Source organism: Psychrobacter sp. TS_SC_6 (genome assembly GCF_056156305.1).
Genome location: NZ_CM149590.1, coordinates 502,889 through 525,391 on the forward strand (window position 1 = coordinate 502,889; position 22,503 = coordinate 525,391).

The window sequence follows — 22,503 nt, forward strand, 5'->3', positions numbered from 1 at the left end:
CAAGACAACAATCATCAATAAAATAAGAAGGACACTGTATCGACAACTCGTTTTGCCGATATTTTTAAATGGTTTACTAAAAGCGTTTTATCTACACTGTTTTTTTTGACCATGTGCTTGCCTATTGTAGGGCGATGCGCATATGAGTACAACCTTCAAGCGCAGCCTTTCATACTTAGTTTTTATGTTATTAAGCCAATCGAAAAAAATGCTGGGTCATTGCTACAAGTTTTAGGCGCTATCGACGTAGGAAAGTAATGATAACTGCGTGTCAAATTGTACAAGCACACTTTTGCCATGCGTTATCAAGGGTTAAAATGCTACACTAACGGCGTGCTCATTGAATACTGTCTTAACAATTTTTTGTAGAGCCTCCTTCATCAACTCAACTATAAAACAGTGCTGCTATGAAACCTGAACTGCCTCCCCGTATTGCTGTATTACTTGTCAACCTTGGTACACCAGATGAGCCGACTGCGCCTGCCGTCCGTCGTTATCTTAAACAGTTTTTGTCCGATCCGCGTGTGATTGAAATCCCAAAATTCTTATGGGCGATTATCCTCAATCTATTTGTGTTGCCAAGTCGCCCGAAACGGGTAGCAGAAGCATATGCCAGTATTTGGGATGGTGATTCGCCGATGCGCAATATTCTTAACGCGCAAGTTGAGATGTTAGACAAGCGTTTGGCTGACCGTGCTGCGCCATTTCGTGTGTCTGTTCATGCCGCGATGAGCTACGGTAATCCGGGTTTGCCTGATGTCATGGATCAATTGCGTAGCGAAGGGGTTGACCATTTCGTCATGTTACCCGTGTTTCCGCAGTATTCGGCGACTTCAACAGGTGCGGTTTATGATGCGATTACTAAGTGGTCGCTGAAGCAGCGTAATTTGCCCAATATAACGATAGTTAAAGATTACTTTGCTCATCCTTTATATATTAAAGCATTAGCAGATAGCATCCGTCGTTTTCAAGCGGTACATGGCAAGCCTGAAAAGCTCATGTTTAGCTTTCATGGTATTCCGCAGCCTTATGCTGATAAAGGCGATCCGTACCCAAAACGCTGTAAATGTACGGCGGCACAAGTGGCTCATGAGCTTGGTCTAAAATCAGATGAATGGATTATCAGTTTCCAGTCACGCTTTGGTAAGCAGGAGTGGATTAAGCCCTATACCGATGTGGTGCTTGAAGACTGGGGTAAGTCGGGTGTGCGTTCGGTACAGATTCTTAGTCCTGCGTTTTCGGCAGACTGCTTAGAAACCTTGGAAGAATTGGCTATCGAAAACCGCGAGACTTTCCTGCATGCTGGCGGGCAAGAATACCATTATATTCCAGCCCTCAACGCTGATGAAGCACATATAGATTTGTTAGAAGCCATGAGTGCGCCATTGGTAAAAGGTTGGGCAGGGACTTTGGATGGTTGGGCATAAACGTTTTTAATATCAAATGAATATTCAAAAAAATACCGAGCATCGCGTTCGGTATTTTTTTATCAATAATTTTCTAAAAGTTGTTTAAAAGTCATTGTCATGGCTTAGTTTTGCTGCGTCCTTGTCAGCAATGTCGGCAATACTGGGGTAGTGGCTATCATCTAAATTCTCTTCAACCAGCAACTCATCAATACGGGATTCATCGATATTTTGATGATGTATGGGGGTCAGACCTTGAGTTGCATCACTTCCGACTTGCGAATTATTAAATCCTGCCTCATCGTCGAAGTCATCATTGTTGATAACATGCAGCATAGGATTGTCCAAATCGACCTCTTGGTTACCTTGGTTATCTTCATCGATATCATTATCAATATTTTCATCAACTTCGATGTGATTCATCTCTTCTGGTAGCGGGGTTTTTGAGTGTTCCATACTGTATTCCTTAGTTTTTGTAGTTAACAAGCTTATTAGGGTTCAAAGGTGGTCGTATAGCTATTTTGTCCGCTTATCATCTTTGCCTCTAGTAGTAAGGTGTCACAGGATGTTAAAAATATGTACGAAGGTTGCTTATTTAACCGTAAAAAAACGGCTGCCAAATCTTGGTAGCCGTTTAAATATTGTCATGTTACTTTTGAACTTTATAATATAAATTTATTTAGTACCGATTTTACTATTGACAAAGCGTATTAATGAGTCAGGTGCGACTTGCGATGCTGTATACAGTATTTTAGCGGGGAAGCCAATGGGATAGTGAGTCCGTGACAGTTTGTTGCTATCATGACCAGTGATTGCTACGCTTGGCATGATGAATGGTGCTTATTAGGTGGCAAGCGTCTTTCAAACATAAGCGGTTTGAAACGCCATAAATATATTAAGGCAATCACATAAATCACCGTTTCGGTCAGCTCTTCGACGATGACGCCAAAGTCTTTGGAAAACACAATCGCGTTTTCACCCATGTACTGCAACAAAGCCAATGCCGCCAATATTAAGTATAACGATACCGGTACTTTTTTTAATACTGCCCATAGGTAATGTCTAGAATAAGCAAGCAAGCCAACAATCAGTAAGTAAACAACCATCAGAACGGCATCCTCCCACCAGTCATATGAATGGCTGAGCAACATAAAGTCACTGGGAATAAATAAGTCGGGTAAATGATTTAATTCTCGGCGTATCACGGCAAAAAACACCAGTACGGCTGCTAACCAGAAAACACGCACGTTTTTGATCGGATTCTGCAGCGCATACTGCCCGCAACGCAGCAGGCAGATGAATAAAATCAGAGCACTGAGGGCTTCTGCGATGGCATATGACGTTGAGATAAAAATCTCCTCATTTTTAAAAAACAAAAAAGTGAGCGCTAAGGCTCACAGTAAGTAGATCGATACTATCCAAACATGCACAGTCCAATCACACACAGTTTAATGATAAGCTATTATAACGCCAATTTTACTTTTAGGTGTTTAGTTAATTTGTTCAACTGGTTACAAGTGATTGTTGGTTACAAGTGAGTGTTAATGTGGGCAATACCGTTTGAAAATGGGCAGATTCGTTTTATCTTTGTACTCTACGAGAACTTAGAAAATCTGCTCATTGCACTTCTATGTCAATTTAGGTCAGCAATCAATGCGCCTCATCCCAATTCTGACCACTATCAGTCTCAACCAATAACGGCACAGCAAAATCAACGTGCCAGCCTTTTTGGGCAGCTGTCATTGTCAACACATCTTGCATAGCATCGGTAATCAGTTGGCTGATTTCATCAACTTTATCTGCATCGACTTCAAACACTAGCTCATCATGTACTTGCAGTAGCATTTTTGCCTGCTCTTTAGGCAGTACTTTGTCGACGGCAATCATAGCAAGCTTAATCAAATCAGCGGCTGAGCCTTGGAGAGGTGCATTAATCGCAGCGCGTTCAGCGCCTTGTTTGACCATACGATTGCTGTGATTGATATCAGGGGTATAAAGCTTACGACCCAATATCGTCTCGATATAGCCGTGCTCATAAGCGCTGGCACGCGTATTGATCATATAGTCTTTGACGCCAGGATAGCGTTCAAAATACATATCGATATAGTCTTGCGCCTCACTACGGCTCATCTGTAACTGTTTGGCAAGTCCAAAGGCACTCATGCCATAGAGCAGACCAAAGTTAATGGCTTTGGCATTACGGCGCTCGGTTGCTGTAACCTCTGCAACCTCTTTACCAAGCACTTCAGCGGCGGTGGCCGCATGAATGTCCAAACCTTCATTAAAGGCATGCGTTAAGTTCTTATCGCCTGAGAAATGCGCCATCAAACGCAGCTCAATTTGTGAATAATCGGCGGCCAATATCACCCGACCTTCTGGTGCGATAAATGCTTGACGAATCAAGCGACCAGTGGCGGTACGAATAGGGATGTTTTGTAAATTGGGATCGGTAGACGATAAACGCCCAGTACTGGTCAATGCTTGATGGTAGCTGGTATGCACACGGTCAGTCTTGCCATCTGCCACATTATCCAGCGCATCGGTATAGGTGCTTTTAAGCTTAGAGAGTCCGCGATATTCTAGAGTAATATCGACCAAAGGATGGTCGATTTTTGATAAGACGGCTTCGCCAGTAGAATATTGACCGGTTTTGGTTTTTTTGCCACCCACGACGCCAAGCTTATCGAATAACATCTCTCCAAGCTGCTTAGGGGAGCCAAGATTAAACTCTTCACCGGCGACTTCGTACGCACGTTTTTCTAGGGCAATGATTTCTTCATCAAAGCGTTTAGACAGCTCGTTTAAAAATGGACGCCTAATTAAGATACCGTTTGCTTCCATTTGGCACAGTATCTCTGCAGTTGGAATCTCAAGCTCATGTAGCAGCTTAGCGTTATTGGTATCATCAACAAGCTTTTGACTAAACAGCTCAAATAATTGATAAGTAATGTCAGCATCTTCACAAGCATAGTCGCTAGCAATATCAATCGCCACTTGATCGAAACTCACTTGCTTAGCGCCTTTACCAGCGACATCTTCAAAGCTGATGGTCTGCGTTTGCAGGTAATGCCGTGCTAAATCATCCATACCATGACGGGTAATGGCAGCATTAATTACATAACTGGCAAGCATGGTATCCATCGCCCAATTATTGGGCTTGTCATGAATGCTGCCTACTAAGTCGATATTATAATGACTGAGAATATGGGCGTCGTACTTTAAATGTTGACCGATTTTACCGATGTTTGGGTTTTCCAGAAGGGGTTTTAAGCGCGCTAATACGGTATCGCGGTCTAGCTGTTTTGCTGTTAATTCATCGCCTTCTAGCGCATGAGTCAGCGGAACATAATAAGCTTCGTGTGCTTGCACAGCAAAAGATAAGCCAACCAATTCAGCCTGACGCCAATAAACGCTAGTGGTTTCAGTATCAATGACGAAATGCGGTGCAGAGGCTAATAATTGAACTAAGTTGTCAAAGGCAGGCTCGTCTAAGATAGTATGCCATGCTCTATCACGACTTTTGCTATCGGTAATATCACCGATGGTGCTTGATTGTAGGGATTTAGCGATTTGCGCTTGCGACTCAGCATCAGCCTGACTATGAGCAACACTTTGTGTACCATGCCCATTACCATTGGCGGGATGATTAGGGTGATCGAGCGAGGCTAGCTCATTTCTAAATTCAAGCTCACTATATAGCTCACGTAGCTCATCGATGTAGGCACAAGGATCAGTGTTTATTTTTAAATCTTGCCAGTCTTGCCCCACTTCTAAATCAGTGACAATGGTTGCCAGCTGCGCGTTCATCGGAATATCATCAGCATATTCGAGCAAGTTTTTGCCAGCACGCCCTTTGATATTGGCGACATTTTTGAGCATATTGTCGATAGTGCCATATTCATTTAGCAAGTCTTTGGCGGTCTTTTTACCAATACCGGGCACGCCTTTGATACCGTCAGAGGAATCGCCCATCAAGGTTAAAAAATCTATCATCTGCTCAGGGTTGATACCGAATTTTTCAACCACACCAGCACTATCGGTAATCTTGCCCGTGAAGCTGTCTTCTAATATCACGCAGTCATTAATCAGCTGCATCATGTCTTTATCGCCAGTTGAGATAACCACATGATGACCTTCGGCAACTGCACGATAGGCGAGCGTACCGATAATATCGTCCGCTTCTGCGCCTTCGATACGTAATAACGGGATTCCTAGGGCAGCAACCAAACTGTGGATATAAGGAATCTGCTCGGCAAGCTCGATATCCATTTTTGGACGATTGGCTTTGTACTCTTCTGACATCGCATGACGAAAGGTCGGGGACTTGGTATCAAAACAAACTGCCATATGGGTTGGATGATAGCGGCGCATGAGCTTTAGTAGCGCATTGAGGGTGCCACGTATTGCATTGGTGACTAGCCCTTGCGAGTTTTGCATGGTTTTTGGCAGCGCATGATAGGTACGAAACAGATAATAAGAGCCATCGACCAAGATAAAAGGTGGCTGGTTTTTGTCCACATGCGCGGTGTCCATTGTCGCCACATTGGGCATCGTTGCAAAATTCGGTAGCGTATTGGGATTAATAGGCGAGTGAGAGTTGTGATCGTTGGCAGTCATAAAAAGTCACTTATTAAATGTGGGGTAGCAAGTATTGGGTAAAAAGATACCTTCATTATAACGATAAAACTACCACGTGCCGAATGGATGATGAACCAATAGAATGAATAACGTAATAAGAAGCCACGTTGTCTGCGCTCTAATGATAATCTATAAAAAAAAGAACCCAGATCAACTGAGTTCTTTTTTTATGGCAACTGTCGTTGTTATTAACAGCTTATTTTACTTCTGAGGTTACTTCGCTATCAACATTACCATGTGTAGCTTTAGAATATGGGCAGACCTTATTGGCTTTCTCAACCAATTGCTGGAATTCATCCGCTGACAGCTCTGTGTTTTCACCGATGACATGGATTTTAACGGCCAATTTAAAGTCTAGGCCTTCGCCTTTCTTTAAATCTACTGATACTTCAGTAGTAGAATCAAACTTTGCTTTTTCTACCCCTTTGACGGCACCAAGTGCACCATCAAAACAAGCAGCATAGCCCATAGCAAATAGTTGCTCTGGGTTATTACCGTCTTTACCAGAACCAGGTGCCACCATATTGATCGTTAAATCGCTGTCTTGCACGCTAGCACAACCTGCACGACCGCCAGTGACAGAGGCTTTAGTCGAATATAGGGTTTCCATAATGTATCCTTTTATATAAATTGTTTTCTATCATTTCTAGATAGTATTTTGTAAGTCTTGTTATAGCTAACTTCTAAATAGCCCATCTAGCATAACAGAGCAATAGGCACGCTTGATATAGCGGTAGTAAAAGTATGCTGTGAATTTGTAAGTTAGTTTTTTCAGTAAAATTAGATTATAACTAACTTTCTATCAATAGTCGTTACGGTAAAGTGAAAGCGATAAGACTGATTGAGTCAAAACAAATCGTTGCTCATAAAAATAGCTTGTATCTATAGATTTATTTATGAGCCGCTTGCCATGCGCCCATCGAACCAAGATAAATATCGATGTTTTCAAAACCTTGACTTGCAAGCCATCCTGCGGCTATTGTGGCCCGCGCTCCGCTAGCACACATCAAGGTGTAATGATGCTTCTTATCAAGTTCACGCCAACATTTATTAAGATGACCAACATATATGTGCTGTGATCCCTCGATTGCAACAGTCGCTCGTTCATCGGCATCACGGACATCGAGAAGTGTCCAACCTTCAATATTATTCTTTAGACGAGATTCAACCTCGCTAGTATCAACCATAGGGGTTTGCTGCATTTTTTCACCTTTCGCAGCAGCGGGAACCACGCCGACATAGCCACCTAATACGTTATCAAGGGCAATCCGCACCAGATGTTCCATAGCAGTAGCGAGCTGTGCCTCATCGGAGGCAACTAATACCAAGCTTTCGCCTTCACGGATGTACCACCCGGCAAAGGCGGAAATCATGCTCACAGGTAGGCTCATCGCTCCCGGTAAATGGCCGGAAGCATAAGCCATCGGTTCTCGAATATCAATCAGATGATCGGCATCGCAGCTTTTCAACTGCTGTAGCGAAAGACTGCGCGGTCGAATGACAGACGGAGGTGCAGTACCACCCTCCATGTTCAAGCGCTCCATCAGTTTGAAATAAAGCGGCTGATAATGGTTTTCGCTGATCTTAAAGCGGATAAAGGCGTCGCGATCTGTGAATTGTAAACGTGGGTTATTCAATCTTTCGTGACCGACGCTAGAGAATTCACGCTCTGCTATACCTGATCCGCAGACAGAGCCCGCGCCGTGTGCAGGATGTATAATTGCCTGATCACCTAGTGCTAAGATTTTTTGTAGCGAATCATAGAGTAGACCTGCGACTTCCTCAGCTCTATCAGGATAGAAGTCAGTACGGCCGACGTCACCGACGAATAGGGCATCTCCGGTGAAGACCGCTACAGCTTTATCGGGGTAAGCTGTGTCAAATAGAGCATAGGCAAGATGGTCATCAGTATGACCGGGCGTTTCTAAAACACGTATTTCAAGCTGACCAATGGTAAAGCAATCACCATCGCGCACCGTTTGGGCATAGACGATAGGCTGTTCTGGGTTCGGACCGTGAAGAACACTGGCGCCGGTCATTTCTGCTAGAATCGGAGCACCGGAAACAAGGTCTTCGTTACGATGAGTTTCGAATATATGAGTGATCTCTAACCCTTGTGCCCGTGCCTTTTCTACATAAATCGCGCAGTCACGGCGAGGATCTATCACTGCAGCTTGACCACCTGACCCTACCAGATAAGATAGATGGGCAAGCCCAGGTGTCTTAATCTTTTCAATCAACATAACCGTTTCCTTCTAATAGTTTTACAATGACTAACATAGGATTGTGTTTATCTCTTTTAATAAAAATCTTTGATTAATCAATGTTGTATGATGGTGTTTTGATTGTCAAACAGGCTTCTTATACAATTAAATGAGTGTTTTGTAAAAATCATGGATCTAGATAAACGGTGTAAATAAGGCTGTTGCAAGCTAAGGGATGAATAGTATCTTAACCATAAATCCGCTACAATACGTGCACCAAAATCCATCACATTTACTGTTAAACCTTTTATAAATTCTTGTTTTTTCTTCCAAAATTTAACGATAAGTTATTCATTATGAGCGTAGATCCAAAGAAATTAAATAAAGAAGTGGCCAAACGCCGCACCTTTGCCATCATCTCGCATCCTGATGCTGGTAAGACGACGATGACCGAAAAGCTGCTGTTATGGGGTAAAGCGATTCAAGTAGTGGGCGAGGTCAAAGGTCGTAAAACCGACCGCCATGCGACATCTGATTGGATGAGTATGGAGCAGGAGCGTGGTATTTCTATTACCACTTCGGTCATGCAGTTCCCTTATAAAGAACATATGGTCAACCTGCTAGATACACCGGGTCACGCTGACTTTAGTGAAGATACCTATCGTACTCTGACCGCTGTAGACAGTGCGCTGATGATGGTCGATGGCGCAAAAGGTGTCGAAGAACGTACCATCAAATTGATGGAGGTTTGTCGGATGCGTGATACGCCCATCATCTCATTCGTCAATAAACTTGACCGCCAGATTCGTGAGCCGCTTGAGCTATTGAGTGAAATCGAAGCAGTATTAAAGATTAAATGTATTCCCATCACTTGGCCTATCGGTATGGGACAGGATTTCGTTGGCGTCTATCATTTAACCGAAAACAAAACCTATTTTTATGAGAAAGGTCATGGCGGTGATATGACGGTCGCCGAGACGCGCGAAGGCTATGATTATCCTGATATCCGTGAGCGCTTGGGCGCTTTGATGTTTGCCTCGTTTGAAGAGTCACTAGAGTTGGTACAAATGGCGCTAGAAGACTTCGATGTTGACGAGTTTTTAGCCGGTGAGATGACACCCGTATTATTCGGTACAGCGCTGGGTAACTTTGGCGTCAATATGGTACTTGATACTTTAATCAAATATGCGCCGCCACCAAAAGCGCATCCGACTAATGAACGTGAAGTAGCTGCGACTGAAACAACGTTTAGTGGTTTTGTCTTTAAGATTCAGGCAAACATGGATCCGCGTCATCGTGATCGCATTGCATTTTTACGTGTCTGCTCAGGCAAGTACGAAAAAGGTATGAAATTAAAGCATGTACGCTTGGGTAAGGATGTACGTATTGCTGATGCCTTGACCTTTTTGGCAGGTGACCGTGAAGCGTTAGAAGAAGCCTATCCGGGTGATATAATTGGTTTACACAATCATGGCACCATCTCTATCGGCGATAGTTTCACTGAAGGTGAAGAGCTCAACTTTACCGGTATCCCGCATTTCGCCCCTGAGCTATTCCGCCGTGTTATTCTAAAAGATCCGCTTAAATCAAAAGCTCTGCAGAAAGGTCTACAGCAGTTGAGTGAAGAGGGTGCAACACAGGTATTTATGCCGCAGATTAATAATGATTTGATCTTAGGCGCGGTTGGTGTGCTACAGTTTGAAGTGGTCGCCCATCGTCTCAAAGAAGAGTATAAAGTACAGTGTATCTTTGAGCCGGTATCGATTGCGACGGTACGCTGGATACATTGCGATGATGAAGTGGCACTGGCGAAGTTTAAGAAAAAAGCCCATGACCAACTATCGCTAGATGGCGGTGGTCATCTGACTTATCTTGCGCCATCACGGGTGAACTTGCAGCTGATGCAAGATCGCTATCCAGAAGTGTCGTTTAGCAATACGCGTGAGCACTAAAATCCATCATTCCACTTTGTTCATCTTAAAAGACACGTTATCGTGTCTTTTTTATTAGCTTATCAAATAGCGTATTATTGATTTTAATCCCTATGATTCTAGAAAAAACACGAACAGTGTTCCTACAATATAAGATAAAGGTTACGGTAGAATATCAGTAAATCCTATAGATATATTAAAGAGGCTATATGAAAACTGCTAATCAACGTCCTATTATTGAGTCACAATCAGTCCAGCAATCTTCTACGGATGTGGGTAGGCTGCGTTTATTGTCAATAGTAAGTAGTGCGTTGCTGTTTGGCACGTTAAGCTTCTCAGCATATGCCGGTAGCCTTTTTAGTAGCACAGAGTATCTCGATTATCAGTTACCCGAAAAATTACAAGAAACCTGCACGGCGCGTGATAACTGTCCGGAGATTGAAGTTAAATATCTTAAAACCAATCATAAGTGGATAAATGATATCACCAATCAACGTATCAATATGCTGGTTGTAAATAGTAGACCCTCTGAATCTGCGCCTATCACTACCAAGGCCACTTCAACTACTGTCAAAAGTGCGCTTGATGGTTTTGCTGCCTCGCAATTTAATGAGCTACCGAGTGACAGTGCATTTACCTATAGCCTAATGGTGACACCTGAGTATGTGGGTCATATTAATGATTTTGAGATGTTCGAGATAAGCTCATATGTCTTTACTGGCGGCGCACATGGAATGCCGTATAGCGAATATCTAGTGTTTGACCAAAAGACGAGAAAGCAAATAAAACTGGCGGATATGCTGCAAAGCGGTAAAAATCCACAGTTTAAGGCACTTGCCTACAATACTTATAAAGAATGGGTGAAAACGATCGATAAAGATGTGAAAAACTACGAAAAAAATTGGCCATTTACCTTAAGTGATAACGTCACATTGACAGATAAAGGGGTTGATATTCGTTATCAGCATTATGCTATTGCTCCCTATGCCTATGGTATGCCAGTGCTTAGCATTCCTTATAGTAAGCTTAGCGGTATTATACAACCGCGCTTTATCCCTAAATAATATAGCTGTAAACGTCAGATACAATAGAATGGATCAGCTAATGATCATCATGAATATTTAATAATAAATAAGGAGTCATCGCATGACAAACGATATCGATAATATGAATACCGCAACGACCAACGCATGGCAGTTGAAAGCCTTGACAGAGGCACTTGGTGATCTGACATTAACAGTCACTGACAGCCTCTCTGTAGGCCGTGGTAGTGATAATGATCTGGTACTAGGTAGCAAGCAAATTTCACGCAACCATGCACAACTGAGTGTCTTAAACGGTCAGCTATACGTAAAAGATCTAGAGTCGTCAAACGGCACTTTTATTAATGATGAGCGTATCGCCGCCAATGAATCTAAGCAGTTAGCAGCAGAAGATACGCTTGGGTTTGCAAGCTTTATTTTTCAGGTAAGCCAGCCAGTGGCTGCTACTGTTATTCATGAGCAAGTAGAGACTGATAAACCAACGTTAATGTTGAGCCCTGATATTGAGATTGCGCCTATTGTCGAAGCAGAGCCGATTGTTAGCGCCGCTCAAACAGATGAGTCAGTAATGAAAGAAACAGGCATCACTGACATCTTATCCGCCGCAGATAAAGCTGAACCTGTATTGAGCGAAGTAGAATATAGTCCTACTGAAACTTCAAGTGTCAGCGTGGCTGCTGAGCCCGAAGTAATAGAAACTACGCTGACCGAAATTACACCAGAAAAAGTCGCATTGACAGAGACTATGCTGACCGAAACTACATCAACGCCTTCTGCTCATCAAGAGTCACTTGTAGAGCAGCCCGTCTTATCTGATGAGCCTTTGCTATATAAAGACGCTGTATCCGAAACCCTTTCAGATACGCCTCCTGTAAGTGAGGCGCCAGTCGTTGAAGCAGCCATTGAGCCAAAGCGTGACAAAACCACTAAGACGGCCTTACAAGAAGAAGCAGATCCAGATGTACTGCGTGCTAAACAGGCAGCCACTTCACAGTTTTCGGGCACAGCCAATCTAGGTCAATCTCGCGATTTGGGTACTACAGGCAATAATGCGATGGATCAAGCACTGGATAACCCTGCCACTACTGGAGGAGTTGAAAAGAAACCGAGTGGTAATTGGTTTATATGGGTGTTTGTCGCGATTATTATTATTGGCTTAGCGTTGTGGTTGTTCAATACAGGCATGGTATAGCCAATTTTTGATAAGAGGGCTATCTTTGTTTATTTAAATAATAAATTGGTCAACTGGAAAAAATTGTAGTTGATTGGCTTTAAGGTATTTTTGCTTTAAGAGATTAGGGCTATGTTAGGATAAATTTTGTATCGCTTTAAATAGTAATTTTATAGCGAACAAGTTTTATCTTAGCATCGCAGGAATCACAATTTTTAACGGTATCTTTTAAAAATTCTGCCGCTGATAAGTATTAGCGCTTGGCAGGTTTACATAATTATTGAATGTTTGGAGCAATGAATAACCAACCCACAGAATTTAAGTGACTAGGTTTTTTGACTAAAAGATAGATCGTTGGAATAAGAGCAGTAAAAGTATCTATTTTCAAAAAACAAAAACCCTTTATAATCAGGTGCTTGAGATTTTTTATTAAAATAAAGTCAAAAATACTAAAAAAGGGCTTGCGCATCTCAAAATATTTGATAGAATAGCCACCACTTTGAGAGAACAAGCCGACTTAGCTCAGTTGGTAGAGCAACTGACTTGTAATCAGTAGGTCGCCAGTTCGATCCCGGCAGTCGGCACCATCTCTCTCAAAGTAGCTTTTTATGAATATGTCTTAAACTAAAGCCATTTTTGTTTAAAGCAACCTAAGGTGGGATTGGGGAGCGGTCAAACCCAACAGACTGTAAATCTGTCGCGAAAGCTTCGAAGGTTCGAATCCTTCTCCCACCACCATATTTTTCTAAGTTCGTCTTAACGCCAAGCATACTCTCTATCAATCAATGATTCTTTATCAGAATCAACCCAGATAAGAGTAAATGCGGGTGTGGTATAATGGTAACACCTTAGCCTTCCAAGCTAATGACGCGGGTTCGATTCCCGCCACCCGCTCCATATATGTACTATTGCACAGATCATCAATACTCATCACGACAGTCAGTTATTATTGCTGTATCGTGATATTTTTTTTAGTGCAACTTAGTGGTTGGCTACTGTAGTTGTTAAAAGCATGCTCATATAGCTCAGCGGTAGAGCACTCCCTTGGTAAGGGAGAGGTCTTGAGTTCAATTCTCAATATGAGCTCCATTTATTGTTATATTATTCATATTCACTTTGCTAGTGCTTGTCCATAGCTCAGTATTGGTATCAAAATTATAAAATATCGAAAATTATACATACAGTGTGGCAGAGAATAATTCAAAGGTGACACTGAGGTGTTGCCTTTTTGCGCTGTCAGTTTGTTGGTAGGTGTTATTTTTGACTGATAAATGAGCTGTATAAAGAATTAAATGAATAAGAGTTAGATAAAGTAGTGCAATAGCCGTACTGTATATTAACTTGTCATGTTCAACAGATTGAAAAGCACGTATAATGCCTCTATTTATACGCTTAACAGCTAAAATATCGAATACAGAGATAGTATAGCGTTATAGCTAGTATTCTAATAGATATTAGTTTAATAGAAAAAACACAGTGCCAACAGTTTGATGGTCATACATCATAAGCCGTCAAACTGTTATTTACCGATCTTTGATTGATAAATGTTCACCAAAAAAAGAGGAAATACCCATGGCAAAGGCCAAGTTTGAACGTCTAAAACCACATGTTAACGTCGGTACCATCGGACACGTTGACCACGGTAAAACCACCCTTACCGCTGCAATCGCAACCGTAGCTGCAATCACTTCAGGTGGCGAAGCCAAAGACTACGCGTCTATTGACTCAGCACCAGAAGAAAAAGCACGTGGCATCACCATCAACACCTCACACGTAGAATATGACACCCCATCACGTCATTACGCTCACGTTGATTGCCCAGGTCACGCCGATTATGTTAAAAACATGATCACCGGTGCAGCCCAGATGGACGGCGCAATCCTAGTCGTATCTGCAACTGACGGCCCTATGCCACAAACTCGTGAGCACATCCTGCTTTCACGTCAGGTTGGCGTACCGTACATCGTTGTATTCATGAACAAGTGCGACGTTGTTGATGACGAAGAATTGTTAGAGCTAGTAGAAATGGAAGTTCGTGAATTATTGAGCGACTATGACTTCCCAGGTGATGACACCCCAATCATCCATGGTTCTGCGACTGAAGCCCTAAAAGGCTCACAAGAAAAATATGGTCAACCAGCGGTTGTAGAACTATTACACGTTCTTGACACCTACATCCCAGAGCCAGAGCGTGACATCGACAAAGCATTCCTAATGCCAATCGAAGACGTATTCTCAATCTCAGGTCGTGGTACTGTTGTCACTGGCCGTGTTGAATCTGGTATCGTACGCGTTGGCGACGAAATCGAAATCGTTGGTATCCGTGACACTCAAAAAACCACCTGTACTGGTGTAGAGATGTTCCGTAAACTGCTTGACGAAGGTCGTGCAGGCGAAAACTGTGGCGTACTACTACGTGGTACTAAGCGTGAAGACGTACAACGTGGCCAAGTACTAGCTAAGCCAGGTTCAATCACGCCGCATACCAAGTTTGACGCTGAAGTCTATGTATTGTCAAAAGAAGAGGGTGGTCGTCACACACCATTCCTAAACGGCTATCGTCCACAGTTCTACTTCCGTACCACTGACGTAACTGGCGCAATCCAATTACAAGAAGGTACTGAAATGGTTATGCCTGGTGATAACGTTGAGATGGGCGTAGAGCTTATCCACCCAATCGCTATGGACAAAGGTCTTCGCTTTGCTATTCGTGAAGGCGGCCGTACAGTAGGCGCTGGTGTTGTTGCTAACGTATTAAACTAATAATTAACGCTGTCAGAGTAATCTGATCTTCGTTAATAAGTTAGTCAAAGGCCATCCTTGAAAGAGGGTGGCTTTTTTGTGGGTGAATGGTTTGCTAATAGAATGACAGTATCGACAATCAACGATAATATAATTGATATTAAAGCCAACAAATAGAGGGCGCAAATGTTTGATATAAAAATGCTATTAGATGAACCAGATAAGCGTACAGAAATGGTCGAAGCAGTGGCTACTATTGAAGTCATGGTTCAGCTACACGACCCTTGGACATCTCAAACAATAGGTGATCTGCTAGAACAGGAGAATATCAATCTGATGATTGTTATTAATAATTCTGCAAACGAATTGATTGGCTACTGCTTATACCAATTATTGTTTGAGCAAGCAGAGATTTTACGCATTGGTACTCATCCTGATTATCAGCGTCAAGGTATAGCATCACGAGTTTTTATTAGACTAGATGAGGCGTTAAAGGCCAATCAAGTAGAGAGTCTTTTATTAGAAGTGCGAGCAGACAATACTGCTGCGATTGCGTTATATGAGCAGCAAGGATTTACTGTGATTCATACACGTAAAAGCTACTATCAAGCAGCGCATCAACCAGCAGTCGACGCGCTAATCATGCAGCGTATTTATAATTAATCTTAAAAAATATTAGCAGCTTTTATTATTTGAGATTTAAAACAATAACAAATAATAAATGCGGTTTGGTATCGAGGTTTCTTTATCAGGATAAAGGCAGTGTCTTTTTACACACATCAATGTCGAGCTTATAATCACTATCAGCCTTCATATGCTTAAGAATATCAATGCGTTCGGTCAACATCTCTATCATCAAACTGATGGTCGTCTGTTGTTTTCTGATTTGGATCAGTTTTTGCTGGGTAATGTTCAGCTGTAAGTCAATATCGAGCTGCCCATCATAATAATCATTGAGGCTGTCTTTGATTTCAGTCAGGGTAAAGCCAATTGCTTGCGCGCTTTTAATTAATTCGATACGTTCAACACATTCTGGATGAAACTCAGTATATAGCCGCGAACCTGCCTGACGCTTACGCGATTTTAGTAGCCCCAATTGATCATAGTGACGAATCGTATCTTTGGTAGTATTGGCTTTGGTTGCCAGCTTACCTATTAATAAAAAAGAGGTATCAGGTGCCATAATGTACTCATGATCGTGATAGGTAAGTTACTGATTTATGAAAACATTGCTGATTAAACGTAACAATAATAGTCATAGGTACTCAATCGAGTCGCGCTATTTTAACTATCGATTAGCCAGATCAATTTTAGATTTTAAAATAAAGTAATAAACTAGAGGTTTAATGGCCAAGGTTGCAAATTCCCTAGCAGCGATACCGCTAGAGGTTTATGCGATTTTTTGTGCCAATTATTTGAACTATTAGATATTAATATATCTAGTTGAGCCAAAAACTCAGTACGTGACAAGGTGATAGCACCTAAACTTGTAAGATGATCGTTAGGGAGTTGACAGTCGACAAGATTAACATTGCTTTGCTCACATAAGCGCATCAAGCCCCAAAATGCCAGTTTTGATGCATTAGAAGCGATATGAAACATCGACTCACCAAAATAAATACCACCTATTTTTAAGCCGTATAAACCGCCAACGAGCGTGCCTTTATCATCCCAAACTTCAATACTATGCGCGAAGCCTTGAGCATGTAACTCAGTATAAGCTTCAATCATCTCATCATGAATCCAAGTATGTTCGCCTTCAGGCTGATTTTCATTAAGATCGTCATTAACGCCATTACTACGCGGTAAACTACAAGCGTGTATGACCTCATCAAAAGCTTGATTCAGCGTCAACTGCCAAAGACTACGGTTTGCTTGCTTTTGTAGCGATTTACTGGGCTGATAGTCTGTTGGCTGCATCACACATCTGGGCTCAGGGCACCACCAAGCAATCGGTTCATCGTCATTAAACCAAGGAAACAGTCCCTGTGCGTAAGCAGAAATCAGCGTCTCAGGAGCTAAATCTCCCCCGATAGCCACAATACCCATACCTTCAGGATCTACTATTGCTGGCTCTGGAAAGTCATAACGCCCAAGACTCTTGATATGTTGAACAAAAGCCTCAGGTGTTGTATGACCATCGTGAATAAAGACGCTCATTTACGCTTCTTTATCAGCTGTCAACGTTGAAGCATAAGTATGGTCTTGTGCAACGGTTTCGCCTATTGCATCTAGGTACTTTTCAGCATCAAGTGCTGCCATACAGCCTGTACCTGCCGAGGTGATCGCTTGACGATAGACGTTATCTGCGACATCGCCTGCGGCAAAGACACCTTCGATACTGGTTTGGGTGGCATTACCATTCAGACCGCTATTGACTATAAGATAACCGTCTTTCATCTCTAACTGACCTTCGAATAAGTCAGTATTCGGCTTATGACCGATCGCGACAAACATGCCAAACACATCCAGTTGCTTGGTGCTGCCATCAATCATAGATTCAATGACCACGCCATTAACGCCCATATCATCACCAACTACTTCTTTTACGCTGTGGTTCCACTCGATTTTGACATTACCATTTTTGGCCTTTTCAAATAGTTTATCTTGTAGAATTTTTTCTGAGCGTAAGCTATCACGGCGATGGACTAAAGTGACTTCAGCGGCGATATTTGATAAATACAGCGCTTCTTCAACGGCCGTGTTACCACCACCGATGACCGCCACTTTTTGGTCTTTATAAAAGAAACCATCACAAGTTGCACAAGCAGAAACGCCAAGACCGCGGAATTTGGTTTCTGACTCTAGACCTAGATACTGTGCTGATGCGCCGGTTGAGATAATAAGAGCATCACAGGTGTAATTGCCATTATTACCAGTCAGCTCAAAAGGACGCACATTTAAATTAACGCTATTGATATGGTCATAGACCAATTCAGTACCAAAGCGTTCGGCATGGGCTTTCATACGATCCATCAACGCAGGACCAGTCAAATCATGCGCATCACCCGGCCAGTTATCCACTTCGGTCGTCGTCGTAAGCTGTCCACCGACTTCCATACCGGTGACCATAACAGGCTTGAGGTTGGCACGTGCTGCATACACAGCGGCAGAATAACCAGCAGGACCTGAACCTAAAATGATGAGTTTTTCGTGGCGTGGAGCAGTATTATCAGTTGCCATAAGATTTCCTTGCTAGAGCAATAAAAGTGAAAAGGTTCAACGTTAAAATAATAAGTAGATATTATAAGTATTATAAAAGATAAGCGTAAAAATGACGACGTATCTGGTTATTATCGTTGCTATGTGATAATAACATAAGAGCTAAGAGCAAAAAGTGCAAGTTTGCTAAAAAAAATATGGATATCATTAGAACTAAAGTATCTTAAGCTTGAAATTTTAGTACCAAAAATGACCCCACATTCAAATATAGTCAGTGAAAAGTGAGATATAAACATCACGTACTGCTGGTATTGATTTGTCTTGATTGCTGTGCTTAGCAGATAGAGGCTTCGAAAAATTTATCCCAGTAGCACTGTAGCGACTTTAAAGTATTTCAACTATAGCTGCATTTTTGGCTAAATCACTACTGGATTGATTTTCTTATGCGCTTTATTGATAACGCGGTCGCCACGGCAGCTATGTATTTGTTATTATAAGAAGTTGTATCCCAAGCACAAAACAAAAACAGCAATGCGGTCAATATTTTGTCTTAGCATTTTAGCTAAATTTTTTGTGTTATTACGCCACATCAGTCGTAACTTATTACAGCAGTTTCTATCAGGAATTTATGTCAGCATGATTAAGCTTAATCATGGTTTGACGATTATTGAATATTCATGACGAGTATTAACAACAAGGCAGATCTTACGTGATATCAGCACCAATTATTGATTACTTAAAAAAGGGTATATTTACCCTACTGGGATTACTCCTCGCGGTTTATTTGTTCGTGATTTTGATGACTTATACCGGTAATGATCCTAGCTGGTCGCACATCAGTAGTGATATGACGACCATTAATAATATGGGCGGTGAGATGGGCGCATGGCTCTCAGATTTGCTGTATAGCTTCTTTGGTTTTGGTGCGTGGTGGTTACTGGCGTTTCTGGTTTATGAGTCAGTACTAATTTGGTGGGATAATAAACCGACATTTTGGTTATTACGCTTGGTTGCTTACGTGTTTTTGATACTGAGCAGTAGTGCATTATTTGCCCAATTGATCGCATTGGTACAGCAGGTAGCCGATCCGATGTCGTCAGGTCTCAAAGGCGTTGCTGGCGGTATTATTGGTCTTGAGCTACAAGCGAGGCTAGCACAGCTATTGTCGCAGTGGGGGAGTGTGACGTTTTTGACAGTGTTTGTCGCTATTACGACCACCTTTGCCTTTAATATTCATTGGCTAAGTATTTATGAAAAAATTAAAACTTTGTCTTGGTTTGGGTCAGGTGTCAAAAACCTTGATAGCAGCCTTGATGCTAGTCAAATAATACAAGAAGACAATGCTACTAGTGCTACCGATAAACAAGGTAGTGATACGATTATAAGTCAGAATAACACTCCAGAATATGAGCAATTACCGCTTGAGTTGCAAGCGGCGGAACAGGCTAACAATAAACAGCAAGACAATAGAAGTGGTCGTTTCAATAGCGCATTGACAGACTTTTTATCGTCTTCAGGATTGGGTGCCAGTGTAAAAGCCTCTATGGCAGCCGCTGCGCAAGTCGCCAGTGAAAGCGCCAAACGAGAAGAGCAGCTGCAAACTGCAGCCGCCACAACGACTAGCAATAGCGCTTTTAATCTGAATAAAACATCAGTATCTGCTACCAATGCTACGCCAATGTCTATCAGAAAGGTTGAGCCAAGTTTTGCATGGAACGATGCAAATACTGTCGCTGATTTATTAGCAAACCAGATAGAAAATGAGCAAGATACGATACCTTATGATGTCATAAATGCTCCATATTCAGAGGCATCAGCTGCTGCTTCTGTTGACAGCTTAAATACTGACATTTCTTCTGCTAGCCCAGTTATTGATATTACTCAAGAGACTCAGCAACAAGCAGCACATTCGTTAAATGATTATGCACCGAACATATCAAATATGCAGCCAGATATTGCTGAATCAGCACCTAGCGTCGATAGCTTAGTGGATGCCTGGTTGGCAGAACATGCGGCAGTGCCGGAAGCGACTGGTTTTAGCCATGAACAAGGATTATCTGTCATAGAGACATTAACAGAAACTGCGCCTATTCAGCAGCAAACTGCCATCTCATCAAACGACTCTACTGACGACATTCCTAATAATGCTGCAAATGACTTGTTGAACGATTTGGAGCCTTTTTCTGATACTGATATAGAGAATACATCAGAAATAATAGATATGACACCGACCAATACCCCGCCTGCAAATCCAAAAGCGTCACCAATGGCAGAAAATATGTCTACCATATCAAGTATCGAGTCAGCCACAGTAACCAAACCAACTATGAGTTTTGCAGTTCCAGAAGGTGATAGTAGCAATCATATTACGGATATGATGCCAGAAGACGACAATGTTTATGATAGCACTGACGCGATTGATGCTCCCGTTATGCCTCATATCAGTGATGATATTGCATTCAGTCAAAAATCACGCTCGATGCAAACGGCTGCTTATCGTAGCAGTCTGTCGCCGATTCCAGAGCTGTCTATTTTAGATAAGCCAGACCCCAATCGCCAGCCAAGCTATACGCTTGCTGAGCTTGAGCAGTTATCAGAGCTGCTAGAGATAAAATTACAAGAGTTCAATGTTAAAGCAAGTGTTGTCAATGCGATTCCAGGACCTGTCGTCACTCGCTTTGAAGTAGACCTAGCGCCTGGGATAAAAGCCAGTAAAGTTACGGGAATTTCACGCGATTTGGCACGCTCATTATCAATGGCATCTTTACGTGTGGTCGAGGTCATTCCTGGTAAACCATACATCGGTATCGAAGTACCCAATAAACAGCGCGAAATGGTACGTTTGATTGAATTGTTGGACACCGAAAAATTTAAAGATCCTAAAGCGCAAATCAGTATGGCGATGGGTAAAGATATTGGCGGTAAAGCGATTATTACTGATCTTGCACGAGCGCCCCATATGTTAGTTGCTGGTACAACAGGCTCTGGTAAATCAGTCTTGGTCAACGCCATGTTACTATCTATGCTGCTCAAATATACGCCGAACGAGCTGCGGATGATTCTTATCGATCCTAAGCAGCTTGAGCTTGCCAACTATAATGACATTCCGCATCTACTGACCCCAGTCGTTACCGATATGACTGAGGCGGCAAGTGCCTTGTCATGGTGTGTTGCAGAGATGGAGCGCCGTTATCAGCTCATGAGCTTACTAAAGGTCCGTAAGCTAAATGAGTTTAATAAAAAAGTGATCGCTGCTGAAAAATCAGGCAATCCAATGCTTGACCCGTTATGGCGACCCAATGACAGTGTAAGTGTTAGCCAAGCACCAAAGCTAAAAACCTTACCGATGATTGTCATCGTTGCCGACGAGTTTGCCGATATGATTATGCAGGTCGGTAAGCAGGCAGAAGAGTTAATCACGCGCTTGGCGCAAAAATCGCGGGCAGCAGGGATTCATTTAATCCTTGCAACTCAGCGTCCTTCAGTTGATGTCATTACTGGTTTAATTAAAGCCAATATTCCTGTACGAGCAGCATTACGAGTCAACTCAAAGGTCGATTCACGGACTATTTTGGATAGTGGCGGCGCAGAAGATATGCTGGGTAATGGTGATATGTTGTTCTTAGGACCTGGACAGATTGAACCGGATCGTGTCCATGGCGCTTATGTCAGCGATGAAGAGGTCAATAGCGTCTGTGATGCATGGCGTGAGCGCGGTGCACCTGATTATATCGACAATATGGCAGGCAATTTTGAATTGTCTAGTTCTAGCGGTGGCAGTAGTGCTGCCAATGCCTCTGGTGAAGACGATGACCTTTACAACGAAGCCGTTGGTTTTATTATGGAGACTCGTAAAGTTTCTGCTTCTAGTATTCAGCGTAAATTCAGCATTGGCTATAACCGCGCCGCGCGTATTGTTGACTCGATGGAAGAGGCTGGACTGGTCAGCTCAATGGGTAAGAGTGGTAAACGCGAGCTATTAATGTAAAGCTTATATTTGACTGGATGGTAAAAGACGATTTACGAAAGTAACTCGTCTTTTTTATTGAAAATATCAAAGAATTTTATGTAGTAAAAGGTGTTAAGAGCATTATTGTCAGGCTACCAATTGCCCCTATCAGATATGATTATAAATACCGTAAATGACTAATGAGTTTGTTTATTCATTAGAAACAGTAAGGTTTTATACTAAACTGGTTACTGTCT

General features: G+C 42.3%; 16 protein-coding genes and 4 tRNA genes. 11 read left to right on the forward strand and 9 right to left on the reverse strand.

Annotated elements, in window-relative coordinates; all coding sequences use genetic code 11:
* Positions 1-407 precede the first annotated feature (407 nt).
* Positions 408-1,427, forward strand: coding sequence for a ferrochelatase (gene hemH, locus AC0J5Y_RS02160; protein WP_475131331.1), 1,020 nt, complete (start codon positions 408-410; stop codon positions 1,425-1,427).
* An 84-nt stretch (positions 1,428-1,511) separates the two neighbouring features.
* Here the strand turns inward: hemH and AC0J5Y_RS02165 are convergent, their stop codons facing one another.
* The 6 genes from AC0J5Y_RS02165 to AC0J5Y_RS02190 form a co-directional block, all read right to left on the reverse strand.
* The gene (locus tag AC0J5Y_RS02165; RefSeq protein WP_475131332.1) at positions 1,512-1,862 is read right to left on the reverse strand and encodes a hypothetical protein; all 351 of its coding nucleotides are present in this window, start codon (positions 1,860-1,862) and stop codon (positions 1,512-1,514) included.
* A gap of 219 nt (positions 1,863-2,081) precedes the next feature.
* Positions 2,082-2,234 (reverse strand): hypothetical protein, encoded by a 153-nt coding sequence (locus tag AC0J5Y_RS02170; RefSeq protein WP_475131333.1) that lies wholly within the window; start codon positions 2,232-2,234, stop codon positions 2,082-2,084.
* Positions 2,222-2,782, reverse strand: coding sequence for a hypothetical protein (locus AC0J5Y_RS02175; protein WP_475131334.1), 561 nt, complete (start codon positions 2,780-2,782; stop codon positions 2,222-2,224). The genes AC0J5Y_RS02170 and AC0J5Y_RS02175 overlap by 13 nt, the downstream gene beginning before the upstream one ends.
* Positions 2,783-3,056: 274 nt before the next feature.
* Positions 3,057-6,023, reverse strand: coding sequence for a DNA polymerase I (polA, locus tag AC0J5Y_RS02180; protein ID WP_475131335.1), 2,967 nt, complete (start codon positions 6,021-6,023; stop codon positions 3,057-3,059).
* 217 nt (positions 6,024-6,240) lie between these two features.
* Positions 6,241-6,654 carry an Ohr family peroxiredoxin gene (locus AC0J5Y_RS02185; RefSeq protein ID WP_475131336.1) on the reverse strand — a complete coding sequence of 138 codons (414 nt, stop codon included), beginning with the start codon at positions 6,652-6,654 and terminating at the stop codon, positions 6,241-6,243.
* 280 nt (positions 6,655-6,934) lie between these two features.
* A complete protein-coding gene (locus AC0J5Y_RS02190; RefSeq protein WP_475131337.1) occupies positions 6,935-8,287 on the reverse strand; it encodes an MBL fold metallo-hydrolase in 1,353 nt (450 codons plus the stop codon).
* 317 nt (positions 8,288-8,604) lie between these two features.
* On the opposite strand from AC0J5Y_RS02190, the gene AC0J5Y_RS02195 reads away from it, so the two are divergent.
* The 9 genes from AC0J5Y_RS02195 to rimI all read left to right on the forward strand — a co-directional run bounded on the left by AC0J5Y_RS02195 (position 8,605) and on the right by rimI (position 15,798).
* Positions 8,605-10,200: a peptide chain release factor 3 gene (locus AC0J5Y_RS02195; protein ID WP_475131338.1), complete on the forward strand. Its 1,596-nt coding sequence runs from the start codon at positions 8,605-8,607 to the stop codon at positions 10,198-10,200.
* A 188-nt stretch (positions 10,201-10,388) separates the two neighbouring features.
* The gene (locus AC0J5Y_RS02200) at positions 10,389-11,243 is read left to right on the forward strand and encodes an RsiV family protein (RefSeq protein WP_475131339.1); all 855 of its coding nucleotides are present in this window, start codon (positions 10,389-10,391) and stop codon (positions 11,241-11,243) included.
* Between the two features lie 82 nt (positions 11,244-11,325).
* Positions 11,326-12,414: an FHA domain-containing protein gene (locus tag AC0J5Y_RS02205; protein WP_475131340.1), complete on the forward strand. Its 1,089-nt coding sequence runs from the start codon at positions 11,326-11,328 to the stop codon at positions 12,412-12,414.
* A 490-nt stretch (positions 12,415-12,904) separates the two neighbouring features.
* Positions 12,905-12,980 (forward strand) — tRNA-Thr (locus AC0J5Y_RS02210).
* A 67-nt stretch (positions 12,981-13,047) separates the two neighbouring features.
* Positions 13,048-13,131, forward strand: a tRNA-Tyr gene (locus AC0J5Y_RS02215).
* An 85-nt stretch (positions 13,132-13,216) separates the two neighbouring features.
* Positions 13,217-13,290, forward strand: a tRNA-Gly gene (locus tag AC0J5Y_RS02220).
* Positions 13,291-13,407: 117 nt separating this feature from the next.
* Positions 13,408-13,482, forward strand: a tRNA-Thr gene (locus AC0J5Y_RS02225).
* Between the two features lie 483 nt (positions 13,483-13,965).
* Positions 13,966-15,156 (forward strand): elongation factor Tu, encoded by a 1,191-nt coding sequence (gene tuf / locus AC0J5Y_RS02230; RefSeq protein ID WP_475130697.1) that lies wholly within the window; start codon positions 13,966-13,968, stop codon positions 15,154-15,156.
* Between the two features lie 165 nt (positions 15,157-15,321).
* Positions 15,322-15,798 (forward strand): ribosomal protein S18-alanine N-acetyltransferase, encoded by a 477-nt coding sequence (gene rimI / locus AC0J5Y_RS02235; protein WP_475131341.1) that lies wholly within the window; start codon positions 15,322-15,324, stop codon positions 15,796-15,798.
* An 85-nt stretch (positions 15,799-15,883) separates the two neighbouring features.
* Here rimI and AC0J5Y_RS02240 read toward each other — a convergent pair whose 3' ends face one another.
* The 3 genes from AC0J5Y_RS02240 to trxB all read right to left on the reverse strand — a co-directional run bounded on the left by AC0J5Y_RS02240 (position 15,884) and on the right by trxB (position 18,318).
* Entirely contained in the window at positions 15,884-16,318 is a 435-nt protein-coding gene (locus AC0J5Y_RS02240; RefSeq protein WP_475131342.1) for a MerR family transcriptional regulator, read from the reverse strand.
* A 152-nt stretch (positions 16,319-16,470) separates the two neighbouring features.
* Positions 16,471-17,295: a leucyl/phenylalanyl-tRNA--protein transferase gene (gene aat / locus AC0J5Y_RS02245; RefSeq protein WP_475131343.1), complete on the reverse strand. Its 825-nt coding sequence runs from the start codon at positions 17,293-17,295 to the stop codon at positions 16,471-16,473.
* Complete coding sequence (gene trxB, locus AC0J5Y_RS02250) at positions 17,296-18,318, reverse strand: thioredoxin-disulfide reductase (protein ID WP_475131344.1); 1,023 nt, start codon at positions 18,316-18,318, stop codon at positions 17,296-17,298.
* A gap of 688 nt (positions 18,319-19,006) precedes the next feature.
* On the opposite strand from trxB, the gene AC0J5Y_RS02255 reads away from it, so the two are divergent.
* Positions 19,007-22,285 carry a DNA translocase FtsK gene (locus tag AC0J5Y_RS02255; protein WP_475131345.1) on the forward strand — a complete coding sequence of 1,093 codons (3,279 nt, stop codon included), beginning with the start codon at positions 19,007-19,009 and terminating at the stop codon, positions 22,283-22,285.
* The last annotated feature ends 218 nt before the right edge of the window (positions 22,286-22,503 follow it).

Bases quoted from the DNA above. Each gene is read 5' to 3' on its own strand.
- AC0J5Y_RS02205 (WP_475131340.1), top strand. From the start codon at position 11,326: ATGACAAACGATATCGATAATATGAATACCGCAACGACCAACGCATGG.
- rimI (WP_475131341.1), top strand. From the start codon at position 15,322: ATGTTTGATATAAAAATGCTATTAGATGAACCAGATAAGCGTACAGAA.
- hemH (WP_475131331.1), top strand. From the start codon at position 408: ATGAAACCTGAACTGCCTCCCCGTATTGCTGTATTACTTGTCAACCTT.
- AC0J5Y_RS02170 (WP_475131333.1), bottom strand. From the start codon at position 2,234: ATGCCAAGCGTAGCAATCACTGGTCATGATAGCAACAAACTGTCACGG.
- AC0J5Y_RS02165 (WP_475131332.1), bottom strand. From the start codon at position 1,862: ATGGAACACTCAAAAACCCCGCTACCAGAAGAGATGAATCACATCGAA.
- AC0J5Y_RS02200 (WP_475131339.1), top strand. From the start codon at position 10,389: ATGAAAACTGCTAATCAACGTCCTATTATTGAGTCACAATCAGTCCAG.
- polA (WP_475131335.1), bottom strand. From the start codon at position 6,023: ATGACTGCCAACGATCACAACTCTCACTCGCCTATTAATCCCAATACG.
- tuf (WP_475130697.1), top strand. From the start codon at position 13,966: ATGGCAAAGGCCAAGTTTGAACGTCTAAAACCACATGTTAACGTCGGT.
- AC0J5Y_RS02190 (WP_475131337.1), bottom strand. From the start codon at position 8,287: ATGTTGATTGAAAAGATTAAGACACCTGGGCTTGCCCATCTATCTTAT.
- AC0J5Y_RS02185 (WP_475131336.1), bottom strand. From the start codon at position 6,654: ATGGAAACCCTATATTCGACTAAAGCCTCTGTCACTGGCGGTCGTGCA.
- aat (WP_475131343.1), bottom strand. From the start codon at position 17,295: ATGAGCGTCTTTATTCACGATGGTCATACAACACCTGAGGCTTTTGTT.
- trxB (WP_475131344.1), bottom strand. From the start codon at position 18,318: ATGGCAACTGATAATACTGCTCCACGCCACGAAAAACTCATCATTTTA.
- AC0J5Y_RS02195 (WP_475131338.1), top strand. From the start codon at position 8,605: ATGAGCGTAGATCCAAAGAAATTAAATAAAGAAGTGGCCAAACGCCGC.
- AC0J5Y_RS02240 (WP_475131342.1), bottom strand. From the start codon at position 16,318: ATGGCACCTGATACCTCTTTTTTATTAATAGGTAAGCTGGCAACCAAA.